Origin of the sequence: Agrobacterium sp. rho-8.1 (genome assembly GCF_033957725.1) — a bacterium.
GTDB lineage: Bacteria > Pseudomonadota > Alphaproteobacteria > Rhizobiales > Rhizobiaceae > Agrobacterium.
The window spans coordinates 163,652-179,261 of sequence record NZ_CP192790.1 but is presented as its reverse complement, the minus strand read 5'-3'; the positions used below and the strand labels follow the sequence as shown (position 1 = coordinate 179,261).

At 55.5% G+C, this 15,610-nt stretch carries 17 protein-coding genes; 2 read left to right on the top strand and 15 right to left on the bottom strand.

Annotation, left to right across the window (positions count from 1 at the left end):
* Positions 1 to 13 precede the first annotated feature (13 nt).
* A complete protein-coding gene (locus tag RMR21_RS23560) occupies positions 14 to 232 on the top strand; it encodes a helix-turn-helix domain-containing protein (protein ID WP_498672048.1) in 219 nt (72 codons plus the stop codon).
* Between the two features lie 59 nt (positions 233 to 291).
* On the opposite strand, the gene RMR21_RS23555 is transcribed toward RMR21_RS23560, so the two are convergent.
* From RMR21_RS23555 to RMR21_RS23530, 6 genes are all read right to left on the bottom strand, one after another.
* Complete coding sequence (locus tag RMR21_RS23555; RefSeq protein ID WP_498672046.1) at positions 292 to 1,530, bottom strand: CapA family protein; 1,239 nt, start codon at positions 1,528 to 1,530, stop codon at positions 292 to 294.
* An 80-nt stretch (positions 1,531 to 1,610) separates the two neighbouring features.
* The gene (locus tag RMR21_RS23550) at positions 1,611 to 3,275 is read right to left on the bottom strand and encodes a dipeptide ABC transporter ATP-binding protein (RefSeq protein ID WP_498672044.1); all 1,665 of its coding nucleotides are present in this window, start codon (positions 3,273 to 3,275) and stop codon (positions 1,611 to 1,613) included.
* Positions 3,276 to 4,145 carry an ABC transporter permease gene (locus tag RMR21_RS23545; RefSeq protein ID WP_498672041.1) on the bottom strand — a complete coding sequence of 290 codons (870 nt, stop codon included), beginning with the start codon at positions 4,143 to 4,145 and terminating at the stop codon, positions 3,276 to 3,278.
* Positions 4,146 to 4,156: 11 nt separating this feature from the next.
* Positions 4,157 to 5,128, bottom strand: coding sequence for an ABC transporter permease (locus RMR21_RS23540; protein WP_498672040.1), 972 nt, complete (start codon positions 5,126 to 5,128; stop codon positions 4,157 to 4,159).
* 11 nt (positions 5,129 to 5,139) lie between these two features.
* Entirely contained in the window at positions 5,140 to 6,735 is a 1,596-nt protein-coding gene (locus RMR21_RS23535) for an ABC transporter substrate-binding protein (RefSeq protein WP_498672038.1), read from the bottom strand.
* 298 nt (positions 6,736 to 7,033) lie between these two features.
* Positions 7,034 to 7,675 carry a hypothetical protein gene (locus tag RMR21_RS23530; RefSeq protein ID WP_498672036.1) on the bottom strand — a complete coding sequence of 214 codons (642 nt, stop codon included), beginning with the start codon at positions 7,673 to 7,675 and terminating at the stop codon, positions 7,034 to 7,036.
* 135 nt (positions 7,676 to 7,810) lie between these two features.
* On the opposite strand from RMR21_RS23530, the gene RMR21_RS23525 reads away from it, so the two are divergent.
* On the top strand, positions 7,811 to 8,035 hold the full coding sequence (locus RMR21_RS23525) for a helix-turn-helix domain-containing protein (RefSeq protein ID WP_498672034.1): 225 nt from the start codon (positions 7,811 to 7,813) through the stop codon (positions 8,033 to 8,035).
* A 144-nt stretch (positions 8,036 to 8,179) separates the two neighbouring features.
* On the opposite strand, the gene RMR21_RS23520 is transcribed toward RMR21_RS23525, so the two are convergent.
* From RMR21_RS23520 to RMR21_RS23480, 9 genes are all read right to left on the bottom strand, one after another.
* A complete protein-coding gene (locus RMR21_RS23520) occupies positions 8,180 to 8,458 on the bottom strand; it encodes an HU family DNA-binding protein (RefSeq protein WP_498672032.1) in 279 nt (92 codons plus the stop codon).
* Positions 8,459 to 8,626: 168 nt separating this feature from the next.
* A complete protein-coding gene (locus RMR21_RS23515; protein ID WP_498672031.1) occupies positions 8,627 to 9,025 on the bottom strand; it encodes a type II toxin-antitoxin system VapC family toxin in 399 nt (132 codons plus the stop codon).
* A complete protein-coding gene (locus tag RMR21_RS23510; RefSeq protein WP_498672028.1) occupies positions 9,022 to 9,273 on the bottom strand; it encodes an AbrB/MazE/SpoVT family DNA-binding domain-containing protein in 252 nt (83 codons plus the stop codon). The genes RMR21_RS23515 and RMR21_RS23510 overlap by 4 nt, the downstream gene beginning before the upstream one ends.
* Before the next feature lie 330 nt (positions 9,274 to 9,603).
* Positions 9,604 to 11,004, bottom strand: coding sequence for a hypothetical protein (locus RMR21_RS23505; protein ID WP_498672025.1), 1,401 nt, complete (start codon positions 11,002 to 11,004; stop codon positions 9,604 to 9,606).
* A 13-nt stretch (positions 11,005 to 11,017) separates the two neighbouring features.
* The gene (locus RMR21_RS23500) at positions 11,018 to 12,085 is read right to left on the bottom strand and encodes a class I SAM-dependent methyltransferase (RefSeq protein WP_498672023.1); all 1,068 of its coding nucleotides are present in this window, start codon (positions 12,083 to 12,085) and stop codon (positions 11,018 to 11,020) included.
* Positions 12,086 to 12,256: 171 nt separating this feature from the next.
* Positions 12,257 to 12,982, bottom strand: a complete 726-nt coding sequence (locus tag RMR21_RS23495; protein WP_498672021.1) for a helix-turn-helix transcriptional regulator — start codon at positions 12,980 to 12,982, stop codon at positions 12,257 to 12,259.
* A gap of 65 nt (positions 12,983 to 13,047) precedes the next feature.
* Positions 13,048 to 13,677, bottom strand: a complete 630-nt coding sequence (locus RMR21_RS23490) for a helix-turn-helix domain-containing protein (protein ID WP_498672020.1) — start codon at positions 13,675 to 13,677, stop codon at positions 13,048 to 13,050.
* A gap of 314 nt (positions 13,678 to 13,991) precedes the next feature.
* Positions 13,992 to 14,909: an NADP-dependent oxidoreductase gene (locus RMR21_RS23485; protein ID WP_498672018.1), complete on the bottom strand. Its 918-nt coding sequence runs from the start codon at positions 14,907 to 14,909 to the stop codon at positions 13,992 to 13,994.
* Between the two features lie 55 nt (positions 14,910 to 14,964).
* A complete protein-coding gene (locus RMR21_RS23480) occupies positions 14,965 to 15,558 on the bottom strand; it encodes a TetR/AcrR family transcriptional regulator (RefSeq protein WP_498672017.1) in 594 nt (197 codons plus the stop codon).
* Positions 15,559 to 15,610: the final 52 nt, after the last annotated feature.

The following is a 15,610-nucleotide window of genomic DNA, read 5'->3' as shown; positions in this document are numbered from 1 at the left end:
CATGAATCCGTTCATGGGTATCAGAGAAACTTTCGCGTCCAATCTCCGGGAAATTCGCTTGCGACGAGGTCTTTCGCAGGAAGAACTCGCGCACCGCGCGGACATTCACCGCACCTATGTCAGTTCACTGGAAAGATGCCAGTATTCTGCGACAATCGATATGGTCGAAACGCTCGCGCGGATCCTCGATGTCGAGCCCGCCGATTTGCTGAAAGCGAGATCGGCCATCTAGCGACGAAAGCCGCTCTTACGTCCGGTGTGAATCGAGGGCGCTCGGTAAACCCTTCGCCATCAGTTGGTGTCGTAATAGCCGACATCTTCCGAAATCCTGATAGCCGTGCCGAATTGCGCGCACTGTTGCTGAAACCTCTGCAGGATCCGCTGCCCGTCCTCGCCAGTTGCAACCTCAGGCGCGAGGCGCTGGTCGAGCGCTTCGTTCTTTAATCCTTCGGGGCCGCCTATAATTACCGGATGAAAGGCAATTCCATTCAATGAGCCGGTGTCGTTGAATGTGCATAAGCCAATCACGCTTTCCCAAACCTCACGGGCTGTCCATTTGGATTTGCCCGGACGAATGTGAAAGACGAAATTTCCAAGACTGTAGAAGATCGGTTTCCCCTGGTAAATCTCCAGCGGCTGCAGAACGGGAGCGCCGTGGCTGACGAACATGTTGGCACCCGCATCTATGCACTGTCTGGCTACAGAACCGACCCATCCCGGAACCTGATACCAGTCGGACGCCCAATGATGATGGTGGAGATAAGCCACGACAAGGCAATCGCCGGTGGCAGCAGCGGTGATCGCGGCAAGATTTCTGGCCAGGTCGTCCGGATCGATTTTCACATTCCGGCCGAACGTCTCCGAGCGTCTGAAAAGCCCACGAGCAAGTGCGATCTCCGAGAGGTCGTCGACCATTGGCTTGTCGTCTGGCTGACTGTCATTGCCGAGATCCATACTGGTGTAGCCGACTTTGTCCCTGATCGCCGCGAGTTGTTCGAATGCCTGCGTGTCCACGTCGATGATCTGCGTCAGTTTGAGTCGGTTGATGCCGGGTCGCTCGGGTCGGCCCGGAGCTGCATCTGCTGCGTACATAAAATCAGGCCCCGGCCCACCATCCATGGCGACCAACGCGATCTTTCGACCAGCGACGGACCCAAGCCCGGATCGTGCCGCAGCCGTGCGGTTGCGACCGATACCGGCATGGAGAAAGCCGCGCCTTTCGACCTCCTCGAGCGTCGAAAGGATGCCGGGCGAGCCGAGATCGTACGCATGGTTGTTCGACAGGGATAGTCCATGGAACCCGAGCGACTGGAGAGTATCGAGGACGACGGGTTGGCTGCTGCCAAAAAACGAGCCCTTCATCGGCCATCCGCCATGGCTGCCGAAGATCGTGCTCTCGAAATTTGTGAATGCAAAGTCCGATGTGTTGAGTGTCTTGCGCACGGCCTCGAAGCCAGGCGTGTCGAAGGTGCGAATGTCGTGTTTGATCAGCGACTGGCCGGTTACTGCAACCGTGAAGGCGTTCGTCATGTCATGTGTTCCTGCATGATGGAAAGGAGTGAAGTTTTGGTTGGCACAGAACTCGAATTCGAGGTCCGGCCGGTCTGGGGTCAGTGCGTGAACCGCAAGGGGCGGGCGTCAATGAGCCGCCGCGTGTAGGGATTGTCCGACTGGGAGAATATGAAATCCGTGAGGCCGGAATCTTCCACGATGCCATCCTTGAAAATATAGATCGCATGGCAGAGGTCCTGAACGAGGGCCAGGTCGTGAGAGATGAACAGCATCGACAACCCGCGCTCGCGAACGGTTTCCTTGAGAAGGGTGACGATCTCGGCTTGAACCGAGACGTCGAGCGCCGAGGTCGGCTCGTCAGCAACGATAATGCTGGGTCTTGCGAGAAGGGCGCGTGCGATGCAGACCCGCTGCTTCTGGCCACCGGACAATTGATGCGGAAAACTCTTCAATAGGATTCTCGGCAAGCCCAGCCGATCCATGAGCTCGCCGACTTCGTGAGCATGTGAGGTGGATCCGCGGTCGCCGGATCGAACGCTTTCCTCAAGCGCGGAGCCGATCGAGATGCGAGGATTGAGTGACATTGCGGGGTCCTGGAATATCATCTGAACCTGCCCCAACAGACCACTTTTGCGACCTGATCGGGAAATATCGAAACCTGCACCATCGATTTCGAGTGTTCCCTGATTGGCTGTCTCAAGACCCGCGACAATACGTCCGATCGTGCTCTTGCCACTGCCGCTTTCTCCGACGATCCCGGTAATGGCACCGCGCTTGATCTCGATGGTCACGTCCTGGAGCGCAAATGATTGCTGACCGCTTCGGGGCCATGGTAGGCTGCGGCGAGCGAATGACTTGGTCACGCCTTTGACTGACAGGACGGAGCGAGGACCAACCAGTCCGGTTGGGCCGTCTCCAGCGGACTCCGCGCCATGCGACTGGTGGACGCCCGAAAGGCGCAAGCGCGGAACAGCGGCGAGGAGATCGCGGGTGTAAGGTTCGACTGGCGCGTCGAGAATCGAAGATGTCATGCCCTGTTCAACAACCTTGCCGTGGCGCATGACGACGACCCTGTCTGCGATCTCCGAGATCACGCCCATGTCATGCGTGACAAGAATGATAGAGACCTTTGTCTCATCCGTCAGTTTTCGCAACAGGGCGAGGATCTGTTTCTGGACGGTCGCATCGAGAGCAGAGGTTGGTTCGTCCGCAACGATAATGTCCGGCTTGCCAGCCAATGCGATCGCGATGACGATTCTTTGGCGCTGTCCGCCAGAGAACTGGTGCGGATACTGACTGTATCGGCCCGCCGGATCCTGGATCCCCACACGCTTCATGAGGTCAAGCGCGTGGGCTTTGGCCTGTCGAGCGGTGAGGCCACGATCCAGAGCCTGGATCGTTTCGACAATCTGCGAACCGACGCACATCAAAGGGTCGAGTGAGGCCGTGTGATCCTGAAATATCGCCGAAATCCGGCGTCCTCTGACCATCATTCTGTCCTTGTCACTCATTTCATCGAAGGCTCGTCCCCGAAAAAGAATTCGACCTCCGGTCTGGCTGAAACCAGGCGCGAGCAAACCAAGCACGGCATTGCCGAGCGTCGATTTGCCTGCGCCGGATTCACCTATGAGCCCGAGTATTTCGCCTGCACGAAGCTCGAAAGAGACGTCCCGCAGGATTGTCGTCGAGGTGTCGGCCCGTTGATGCTTCAAGGTAAGATTGCCGACCACGAGCAGGGGAGATTGTTTCTGGTGCTGTTCCATTCATCGGCTCCTTGGATCGAGCCGCCGGCGCATGTCTTCGCCGACGAAATTGATGCTTGCGATAAGACCGAACAGCGCCAGCCCCGGGAAAAGGCTGATCCAGTATTGGCCGGTGAGGAGATATTGAAATCCATTCGCAACGGCCAAGCCCAGGGAGGGTTTGTCGATGGGAACACCAAGGCCCAGGAATGACAGTGTGGCTTCAAGGGCGACCGCATGGCCGAGCTCGATCGGGATCAGTGTAATTGCCGGCGCAATGCTGTTCGGGAGAAGATGACGCAGCACGATCCGGGGCGGAGACAGGCGTAAAAGGCGCGCAGCATCCAGATAAGATTTGCTCGCTTCGGTCATCGCCACAGCGCGTGTGACGCGTGCATAGGTCGCCCATTGAACGATGACCAACGCAAGAATGATGCGATCGATGCCGGGCCCGAGGGTCACGATGGCGATCAGCGCGACAAGGATTGTTGGAAGACTGAGTTGCAGATCGACAACCCGCATGATGAGCGCATCGATCCACCGGTTGGAATATGCCGCGGTGACGCCCGCGGTTACTCCAATTAAGGCCGCAAGAGCCGTGCTGGCAACGGCGACGAACAGGCTGATCTGCAATCCGTAAAGCACGGTGCTGAAAATGTCGCGGCCGAGCCCGTCTGTCCCCAGAAGATAGGTGTAACCAACACTGCTGGCGGTTCCTGGAGGTGAAGACGACTCCCATGCGAAAATCTGCAAAGGGTCATAGGGGTTTTGAGGTGCGATAAGCGATGCCGCAAGCGCCAGTAGAATATAAGCGGCGAGGAACGCCAGCGGGAAGCTGATACGGGATAGAACGGGACGCTTCCACAAAGCGCGCAACGTGTCAGTTTTCATGGGGTTCCCTTTCATGCGCTGCGGCGTGTGCGCGGATCGAGCACGACGTAAAAGAGGTCAACGAGCGCGTTGAGCCCGACGAAAGCGATCGAGATGAAAGTGAGGGTGGCCATGACGACTGGCCGGTCGAGAAGCTGGATCGAGTCGATCAATAGTTTTCCAACACCCGGCCAGTTGAATATGGACTCGACCACGACGGCAAAGGCCAGCATCCCGCCAAACTGCATGCCAATGATCGTCACGATCGGAACGCTGATATTTGGTAGGGTGTGTCTGAACATGATCCGTCGGGACGACAGGCCCTTCGCTTGGCAAAACCGCGTGAAATCCTGTGTCTCGACTTCGATCGTTCCGGACCGCGTTAGCCTTGCGATCAAAGCGATGTTGGGGAGCGCGAGCGCAAGTGCTGGTAATGTCAGCTTCCAAAGACCATCGAACGTCAAGAAACTCCACTCCGCGCCGAACAAAGCGGCTGTGGAGCCGCGGCCACCGGACGGGAACCAGCCCGTCAGAATGGCACCAACCAGAATGAGCATCATGCTCAGCCAGAAGGATGGAACGCTCAGAGCAACGACGCTTCCGTGGAGGATCGCACGGTCGATTGGCTTTCCTTTGCGCCGGCCTGCAAGCAATCCCAGAAGCACTCCGCCGGGCGCTGCAATCGACATCGCGACGATTGCCAGCTCAAGGGTTGCGGGCAACTTGCTCATCACCAGTTCGAACGCCGGGAGGTGATAGATATAGGATGTCCCGAAATTGCCGCTCAAAACGTTTCCGATAAACAGGAGATACTGATGCCAGACAGGCCGATCCAGTCCCAGCGCGATGGTCGCATTTCTGATGTCCTCGGGAGTCGCAGTCTCGATGTTGACGAGATTGAAGACCGGATTGCCGACACTATGGATGCCGATGAAGCCAATGAGCGACATGACGAGGAGGAGAAGAAAGGCTTGTGACAGCCTTCCAATGATTGTCGATACCATGTGCGCTGCCCTCACTCTGTCCGTGAGGCGGCTTGCATGGCCGTCGTCCAGCCACGCGGATGCACGGTGTAGGCACCGACTTTCGGCCCATGCCCGACGATCAGGTGGTAGTGGTAAAGCGGAATGATCGGATAGTCGCTCATCACGAATTCCGTCGCGCGTGCCAGAGCCTCGTGACGACCCGGCCCTTCTTCCATCGCCTTTGCTTTGGCCAACATCTCGTCGAAGGCCTTGTTTTCATAGTGGCCGTAATTGAGAGATCCTGTGCCGCGTGCTGCATCTGACGATGCAAGAACGCCGTCGAGGCAAAGTGTGACCGCCTCACCGGAGCAACCGCCATACCAGACCGGGTACTCGCCGTTAGACCGCTTCGTCATGAAAACGGAGAAGGGTGAGACGACAGGCTGGACCGTTACACCGACACGAGCCCAGTTCTGGACAATCGACTGGAGCGACTCCGCATCGCCGGGATAACGGCCACCGGGACCTGCCAGCACGACATTGAAGCCGTCCGGATATCCGGCCTCTGTCAAGAGAGCCTTGGCCCCGACATAGTCAGGCGGCACGACTTTGAGCCTTTCCGACGTTCCCGCCAGGCCGGGTGGGAAAAGCTGTGCAGCGGCAGTGCCGTAGCCGGACAGGATCCGATCGGTGATAAATGACCGATCCGTCGCCATTGTCAGCGCCTGACGAACGTGCTTGTCGCGGAAGGGATTACCGATAGGCTTTCCGTCCTTGCTCGTTACACCCCGAGGCTGATCGCTTCCGATATCGAACTGCAGGAAATTCGACCGGGACGCGGCTGCACTGTCGATTTCGATCTTGCGTGCCTTGAGACCCTCGACATCTCGTGCCGGAATAAAGTCTGCAAGATCAACATCACCGGTCGTGAGCGCAGCCACGCGCGCAGCGGGGCTCTCGATAACGCGGAATGTGACATCGGACCATGCAGGAGCACCGCCCCAGTAATCGGGATTGCTCGACAGCGTCAGACGTTCGCCGGACTGCCAACCCCTGAATTTATAGGGGCCTGTTCCATTGGGCTGCGCACCTGCATTCAGTTCCTCGGTGGTGGCAAAACCGTTCGCCTTATGCGGGAGGACGAACAACGTGGTCATCTGCAAGGGAAGGGTGGGTGCCTCTCCATTCGTTTCAATGACGACGGTCATTGGATCCGGTGCGGTTACGGACTTGATCGGCTTGGTGTAGCCTTGGAACCCACCACTTGGAGGCTTCAGGAAATCACGTACGCGCTCGATCGAATAAATGACGTCCTGAGCGGTAAAGGCCAAGCCATCATGGAAACGAACGCCGTCGCGCAGTTTGAACTCCCACTGGGTTGGGGACAGGCGCTTCCATGATACAGCGAGGGCCGGCTGGGGATTGAGGTGCTCATCCTGCCGAACCAGGCGCTCGTACATATGAGCCAGCAACGCGTTGTTTTCATTGAGATCCGCATAGTGGGGATCGAGAGTCATCAGTTTAAGCTGCGTGCCGACCCGTAGTTCCTCCGCCAAAGCGGCGGTCGTCCCGACAAGTGCGGCGGAGGTAACCGTCGCGATTGCCAAAGCCAAGAGAGGCGGGCGGAATCCTTCCATAAATTGCATTAGGTCGTTCCCTTCTTTTGATTTCTTCAACTTCATTCTTGGCAGTGAGTTTTTACTGCGCACGTCATCCTTCCCGCGGCACATGTCATACGCCTCAGGTCAGATATCGCTGTAATTGAATTGTATGCTCTGTCGTTGTATACTCTACATTGCACACCGCGTTGATCATGAAAAGTGGAAAATCTGAAAAATTTTCACGAATGTTCGAAAATCAGCGATGGATGGAAGTGTGCGGTAGCACCAAGATGGCGGGTTATAGGTTCAACCGCAAAGAAAAGTGGTTCAGCGTTGAGACTTATTAGGCATGGCACTCCATTGAGAACACGCCATGCATTGCGAGAACGTCGATCAGTACTGACCTCATCTGATGCCAAGGAAACTCGTCACTGTCCGGGCGAGGGGAACCACGCTCCAAAATACAGTGAAGTTTTGCAGCCGCTGCAACTGTGGTCATGGCAGGTGTTTGCAGGAGTTCTTCCGCCAAACGCTCCTCAACGAGCGAAGCTTCGTCCTCGGCCCGCTTTGCCCGACTGTAGCCGACAGATTGCTTTGCTGCCTCCCAATGCCGGCGTCTGGTGAGCAAATCTTCTTCAGCCTTTGCTCGGGCTGCGGCAAACGCATCTCCTTTTAACCGGTCCTGAATTTCGTTGATTGAGTAAGCTATGAAAGGCTCGGCGCTATCCGGCAAGACAACTTCCACCTGCGGCGCTCGTGCCAGCGCCATCAATTGGCTTTCGACCTTCTGATGAACGCGTCCAAGATCGGCAAGTTCGTGAAAAGCACGTTTCCAGGCATGCCATTTCGTCAGGACATCATCGCGTATGGTCGGCGCCCAGCGCTCTTGGTCAGAAAAATTGTTGGACAGGAACCATTCCGCGGTCTGTAGAGGGTTTCTACACGTGATTGCGGGCAAAGTTCTGCTATTCTCAGAATCAGCCATGATCCGAGCTCCAGACAGCTAGGGTTTGGTCAGGTCAAGTAGGGTGCTCTAACACCTTACTTGACCGCTAAGTGACAAATCAGGTGTACAGGACCAAGCCATGACAATCAACCGAAATCACCATCGTATGGTGATATGAACGCAATTCAGTGCAAAATGGCCCGCACAGCGCTAGGTTGGGGCGTGATTGATCTCGCAAAGGCGGCGGAGGTCTCCACGCAAACAATTGTGCGACTGGAGAGGGGTGACGAACTCAGAGAGGGCACCCGTGACAAGATTCGTAAAGCCTTTGAGGACGCCGAAATTGAGTTCATACCGATCAACGGTGGTGGTGTCGGCGTACGGTTCAAGAACCCGTAAAACCTGAATTGAGACGACCTTTGGTTGCCTAGAAGGACCAAGCCTTGGGTGAGGGGTCTCCGAAGAGTTGGCCGTGCAGCCTTAAAGCAAAAGCCCGACCTCACAGGAGATCGGGCTACCTTCATGGACAACGTTTGCCCGGACTTACTTGTTCATTGCATCCTTCAACGCCTTGGCTGGCGTGAAGGCCAGTTTCCTGGCGGAAGCGACCTTAATCGTCGCGCCAGTCGCAGGATTTCGAGCCTCGCGCTCCGGCGTTGCTTTAACTTTAAACTTGCCGAAGCCGGGCAAGCTTGTTTCGTTTCCGGCAACGGCTGCTTCGCTAATCGAGGATATCACGGCCTCAACGATCGTTTTGGCCTGCGCTTTGGTGAGACTGTGATCGGCGGCGATCTTGTCTGCAATTTCGTTTGTTGTGGTCACTGTTCAATTCCCTCGTTAAACTCGAAAATTCCTCTCATAGTTCTGAGAGGTTGTCATCGTTAAGCTGGCTTGCAATGGCCTTAGGATCTGCGTTTCCACAAGTTGGCCTCATCAGCACGAAGCTGCGAAAAAGCCAACGCGGAAAAAGATCGAATTCACCGATGCAAATCAGGAAACCAGTTGTGCGGCCTGCCCTTGCTGCATCACCAATTCGACCGCCTGTTTATCGAACGAGACGAAGGTTTCGCCGCCGAGCCAATTGCCTTCATAGGCCATGATGCCGTCCGCAAAATCGCCGCCCGCTTCGAGGATCGCAAGCCCCGCTTCAACAGCGGGTCTGTTCATCACGACATTTCCTGCATCCAGCAAATCGCGGATCGTGACCGCTACGTCTTCCTTCGACAGTTTCGCGCCCCGACGCAATATCCAAACCAACTCGCACAGGCAGGGCAACGAAACGGCGATCAGCGAAGCCTCTCTCAAGAGTTGACTTGCGGTGCGGCCTTGTTCTTCATCGTCCTGCAAGACAGCGCGAGCCAACACGTTGGTATCGACCGAAATTTTCATTCCTCGCCCGCCCACCCAGAGGCGGCAAACTCGTTCATTTCCTCAATCGACATCGGCTTCTTGACTTTGGACGCGTGCCTGCCAATGAAGCTATCAATGGTGCCGACAGGTTTTGCGGCCTTCACCCGAAGCTCACCACCCGGTAGCTTGTCGAAGTCGATCCGCTCACCCGGCTTGATACCGAGATGCTGCAGGAGATCTCGCTTCAGCGTGACCTGCCCTTTCATTGTTACAGCTAGGGACGTCATAGGATTTTCCTTTCGCTGACCAGATCAATATAGTAATTGAATTTTTCATTACAAACAAGTTTCATGATCTGCGGTGCTCGGCTTGTTTCTCAGATTTGCTCCTGATCGTCAGAAATGCGGCAGCGCTACCAAGCCGGACTGGGGCGAAGAGGCGTCAAGTCGCGCCTTCTCGGGATGTGCGACTTGCCGCAGAGATCCAGCACTGGACCGTGCAGGAAATCATTCGTCAAAAGAGTTTTCGCATGATCCGTCGGACTTGTGCGGCGAACTTAGTCGCGTTCTAAGGCCTCCTGTGCGCCCGCAACCGGGGGGACGCATCGCCGCCTCCGACTACACGCCCGACCATTTCCACTCAGCCGACGAGAACTTGATCTTTCCAGAAGCAAGATGCTTGCTCATCTCTGCCCAGAGATTATCTCCAGTAAAACTCGTCAGATCACCGGTTGCTTCGAATAGTGGCACCGCACCATAGGTTTCGAGGAGCGTTGAAATACCTCCAGAGCCATTGATGTCACGGAATGGATCGCCGGCGCTGGGCCGCAACACCCGATGTCCCCACATCCCTGGGTGATCATCCTGCCGTAGATCGTCGAGAAAATCACCATCGCCAGTTCGTTCGACACATAGCGCGGCAAGGTATCTCAGAACTGGCAAGTAAACCGGCTGCCGACACCCACCAAGCGCTCTGATGCCGGGGAGAATCGATAGGACAAGGAACGCCAGGAAGAGGGTAGGGAGGAGCTTACGGTCTCGTATTGCGCTGGCGATGCTATCAGGAGCGAATTTCACCATGACGTCCGAAGATGCCGCACCCCTAAGATGTCCGCCATCGAGCACCACTGGCAGCACCCGTTCGGGCCCGACGTACCAGAAATAGTCAGTTGTCCTGCGCACCCACCCGCGCCAAGGTCCAGCGTTGAGCCGATCAATCGCGTCCGGCAAAAGTGGCTTGTTTGCTTCCGCATTAAAAAACTCGGACAGCCACGAGGTTGGATCGTCCAGATGATCGGCGATGAGGTCTGCAACGTCGAAGTCATCGATTTGAAGCAGGTTCTCTGAATTGCCGAGATATGAGCTCCAGAGCGCGTAATTAGCGGCCTTGATCGCTTCGGCTGCCGAAGGAAACAGGGCAGGGGGCAATTCAGCCAATAAACGCTTGGACGCGCCATTCGGCACTTTGGTACCCGCGGAATTCGAAAGCGCAAATTGGTACGGGCCATCGAAGCAACAGATGCTGCGCCCATCCATTCGGCTTCTAGGCAATCCGAACAGGTTGAGTGCTTCACCCTCCATCCGGAGCCATCCTGGCCCTTTTTTGGCGGACTCCTTGAAAGACATGGTCGAACCTGCATAGGTGATATGCCAGCGTCGACCACTCGACTGTAATCCCATCAGGCTGAAGAGGTGGGTATAAAAAGCGTCTGGCTCAAAAAGCAAAAAACAGTGTGGACCCGCCTGCAGGACAGGGGAGGTGGTCAATTCAAGGCCGGCGCTTCTGGCATCATCCGGGTCGAAGCCGGCCTTTCGCGCAACACGCTCGACCATGGCTTGCACGAGTCGTATCGCGTGGTCTCGAGCAACACTTGAAGTCGTTTGCCTGGAAAGATCGTAAGCCGCGGCGGCGTAGTTCTTCAGCGGCATGTCCCAATATGGATCGATCGACGGCATCAGGATTGTCAACGCGCGGCGAATGTCATTGGGACTGGAGTGGCGAGAAGATGTCGCAGACATGAAGCCCTCACCTTTATGAGGCGAAACGTCGGGGCAGGGCCTCCGTCATCGGATGAGGAGACCGCCATTTCAGGGCGGTTGCAAGCGGCTGCGATTCGGATTCGTTTAACACAAGAGGCAGTGCATGATGACAATAGGCCGGGGGAATTGCAGGCTCAATCATGAGGGACATGAATTCAAGGATTGCCTGGCGTGAATTGGACGAAATGATCGAGTAGAAATTTCCACTGTTCCATATCACGACCGAATAGCGAAAGAAGGTGCCGAGCGCGGCGGCGGTCGTCTCCAGGTCGACCTGAAGGTTGTCCATCGTATCGAGGACTTCATCTCTTTTGTCCGAGATTTTCGTCGGCGAGAAGTAGCGGGATTTAAACAAATCATCCTTCTGCCGTTCGCGACCCTGGTAGATTTCGGCATCGCCGTGAGCAAGCTTCTGTATCTGAATAAGAAGACCACCGGGCCGCACGCGCGGTGTGATGAAATCAAGCTGGCTGACCCGGTCACGATCGTACATCTGGAAGGTCGTATCTTCTAACAAGATGTCGAAACCCTCGCGGAATTGCTCCAGATGCGGATCGGCTGCGTAATGGTCGCCGTCCAGATCGAAAAAAGGCCCGTGAAAAAAATGCGCATGCTGGCTGCCGCGATTTGCGTAGAACGCTGCTCGATTGGCATCGGTGGGGCTGCAGCAAAGGGTCTTGATCCGCCCACCCCCGAGCGTTGCAAGCGTCCTGGCAAGGCAGCCCGTGCCGGTGCCAAGGGTATAGATGTTAGTCGGCGCTCGCGTCTTGGCCCAGTTTCGTAGGCCGGACGCTAGAAGTGACGATCCGATCCGACATTCCTCTTCCAACCGATAGGGGATGCTTGCGAAATAGTGTTTGTCAAACGGGCCCCATAAGCTCCGATGCGTGTCGGAAAATACGGAACATTCGAGATCGAAATCCAGGAGACCCAGGTCGACGGTTGGCACAGCACGATCAGGAGCACCTCCCAATCCGCTTGCTGTCCGCTCGAAAAATTCTGCAAGTGAAGTCAGCCGCGGTGCATTTTTCCACTGCTCGATAACATGCATGGCAACCATGAAACGTTCCTTTCCGTTCGCGTGGCAAGACACTCTTTTGGATTGCCCGGAACACGGCATCGCGACGTCTACTTTGTCCCACGCTATGATCGGACCCAATGGACTATGTAGCAATCTATCGAATTCGTCAGATTGACCCGAAGGCTCCAGGAATTTGCACTCTGGCCATGGCTAGAGATCGATCATCTCGCAGGAGCTCGCCCTCGCCACAGCCTGATGACTTGTCTTTGAATCAAGCTTTCGGCGCGCAGAGCGCAGATAGAGCCGCACCGCACTTTCGGAAATAGAGAGTTTTGCAGCGATCTGTTTCGGAATGAGCCCGGCGGCAATATGCTCGAGACATTGCCTTTCTCGCGGCGAGAGCGCCCGCCAAGTCCGCTTACTTGCAAGATCGAGTGTCGAAAGCACTTTTTCATGGAGCAAATGGGAAATGATGAAGAGCTCATGCGTGCTATTGGTTTTTAGCAAGGACCAATCGGCGCGAGAACGATCCGACGAGACTGAAAACAAACAGCGTTCCCCTTGAGGACCCCGTAGAGGTATAGTCATTCCATGAGAGCCTACGTCGTTTAGACGAGCATATTGAAAAAATTCGCGGGAGCTTCCCGAGTCCAGCGCCGACCAATCAACTGGCAGCCTACTCCATCTCAATATATTAATAACCGGGTCTATGTTGAAGAAATTCCCTTCAACATAGGTTGCCGCCCAAAGTTCAGGGTATGTGGTGCAGCAGTAGGGGTATCGCGTCGATGCGGTTCCTGCACTAACGACCAGGAATGTCATGTGCTTGAGGCTAAATAGCCTACAGATCTGCCGCAAAACGTTTTCCACCTGAACGGCATGGTCAACAGACTGCAGCAGGGTCAGCGAAGCTGAAAGACGTGCGGTATCGATCATGGCACAGTTCTCAACGTTATACCGCCGCTGGCTGCCTCATCAATGCCTGAGCGGGAAGGGCGACGCTATTTCGTTTCAGAGGTCTCCCCCGGAAAGGAGGATGCGATTGTTTTGACCAAAACGACAACACGCTTGCGGACAACTGAAGACTCTATCTTTGAAAACGCGGCATTCAGCTCTCTACCTTCAACCGATTCAAGAAATGCGGCGAGGTCGCGGTGCGCGTCAAGGAGCGTGCGGGTCTCTGACCCCGCCGTTTGCCTTGCATATCCATAAAAAAAATACCCAACCGGAACACGAAGTACGTTTGCGAGATTTTGAAGGCGGCTCGCACCAACTCGATTCGTGCCCTTCTCGTATTTTTGCACTTGCTGGAATGTTATGCCAAGGGCTTCAGCGAGTTTTCCTTGAGAGAGCCCGAGTGCTCGACGCTGTGAGCGGATACGCGCACCGACCTCGGCGTCGATCGGACTGGGCGTCTTTGGACTAACCCTGCCTTGGTCCTTGGGAACTTCGGGCGACAGCTTTGCCTTCTCAATGGCATCGGAAAGTGAAACTGCGCCGAGAGAAGCACACGCGTCCGATAAATGTAACTCAATTTCTGCCACCGGTCGACCGGCAAGCCGACTGATGTCAGTCACATTTTTGCCATGCGACATCCAAAGCAGGCAGGCTTTATGAATAGGAGACAGCATCACATCAATCCGACGTTATATTATAACAAAATCGCATAACCTTTATTATGGAACTTCTGATCCGAGTGATTTGAAGTCTGCCGCTCAAAACAAACAAACTCAGTTAGATGTTGCCGACGCATTTTCGCGCGAGAAGGACACGAGAAACAATCAGGCTTCGATTGCTTAAGGCCGACTTCGAAAGACGGCTCATGGTTGGGCCGAGGTCCTCTGCCTGCCCAACCATGAGCGCTTAAAATGCATCCTATTTCTCGTTACCAAACCAAGAGCGACTTTCACGCATCGATGAGAGAACCCTCCGTAACGATCAACGTTTAAGGAATGAGGATAAGCTTCGAACGAAGCCCACCAGATTCCAACAACCCATGGGCTTCTGCAGCCCGGTCGAGTGAAAGTAATTGCGGCTCTGGCAAATTTGCTTCCCCCGAAGCCAGTGCATTGGCAAACCGAGATATTTTTGCGGAATCGGCGCTGACGATCACATAACCGATCGATATTGTGCTGTTGTCTGGTGCACCCGGCACCGGCGCCACGACTGTGCAGAACCTGCCGCCAGACCGAAGATGGGCAATAAAAGATTCGGCAAGCTCGCCACCAACGGTGTCTGCAACGCAGTCAAATGGACCTGCTTGCGTAATCGCGTTTTCATTTGGCAAGACGATGGTGGCTGCTGCACCAGAAATCGGGACTGGTGGCTGAGCGCGAACGACTGCAACAACTTCGGCTCCTCTTGACGCGGCGGCATAGACGGCCGCGCGTCCGACACTTCCCGCAGCGCCCGTTACGATCACCCTTTCGCCGGATCTGACATTCAATCCAATCTCGATCAGGTCGTATCCCGTCATGACGCCCATCGGAAGCATTGCCGCTTTTACCAGGTCGAGCCCATCGGGAACAGGCGCGGCTTCCTCCGCTCTCACGACAATCTGCTCTGCATAAGCGCCCCCTCGCACAACGCTGACCATTCCCATCACACGCTCGCCGATGCGGGTTTCACTAACACCTTCGCCCACAGCCCTTATAGTTCCAGAAAAGTCACATCCTAACGTGTAAGGGAGGCTGAGGGTTAGCACCTCCCTGGCGATTCCGCTGCGTACTTTGTAATCGACCGGGTTAACTCCAGCCCCCGCAACATCGATCAGCACTTCTCCAGAACCCGCATGGAGAGGCTCGACGTGATCAACGCGGATTTCTTCAACACCACCATAGTCATGGAATCGGATGCTCTTCATAGGCGTTATTTCCTTCTTGAGACTTTGGCCGTTTCGGCCATTCGATGTTGAATTTTTAAAGAGCGGCTGCATCTGACCGCTGTGTCAAACCCGCAATGATGATGTCGACAAGCCTGACAGCACCTTTCTCCCAATTCGGCGCGTGGTTAAGGTTTGAGGCGCCACCGATCGCCATCAACAGGTCAAGTGGTTCCACGTCTCGGCACACGTCCCCTTTCAGCTTGGCATTGGTGAGAAGCCGGCCCATCGCTTCGATTAACTTGTCGCCCGACACTGCGCAGATCCGATCCGCACCGGGGCCAAGTAGGCTGAGGACTTCTGCCATGATCTGCTTCGTTGAAAGATAATCGATGAACATCATCAGCCATTGCCGGATGGCTTCCAGCGGTGGCTCGGCCTGAGACAGACGCGTGGCCGCGTTGGCAAGCTGTTCACCCTCATTTTCGTAAAGCTGTCCGATCAGCGCTTCGCGTGATGGGAAGTGTCGATATAACGTGGCGATCCCGACGCCTGCAGCGCGGGCTATGTCATCAAGGCTCGCCGACGTTCCCTTGTCGGCGAAAGCCACTTTTGCGATCGCCATCAGACGTAACCTGTTACGCTCGGCGTCTGCGCGCGGCTTGCGTGTGCCGATATCGTTTGCGGTCAAAATAAGCCTCTTGAAAAACGGAGTAATTCTCCGTATCACATAAACGGAGGAT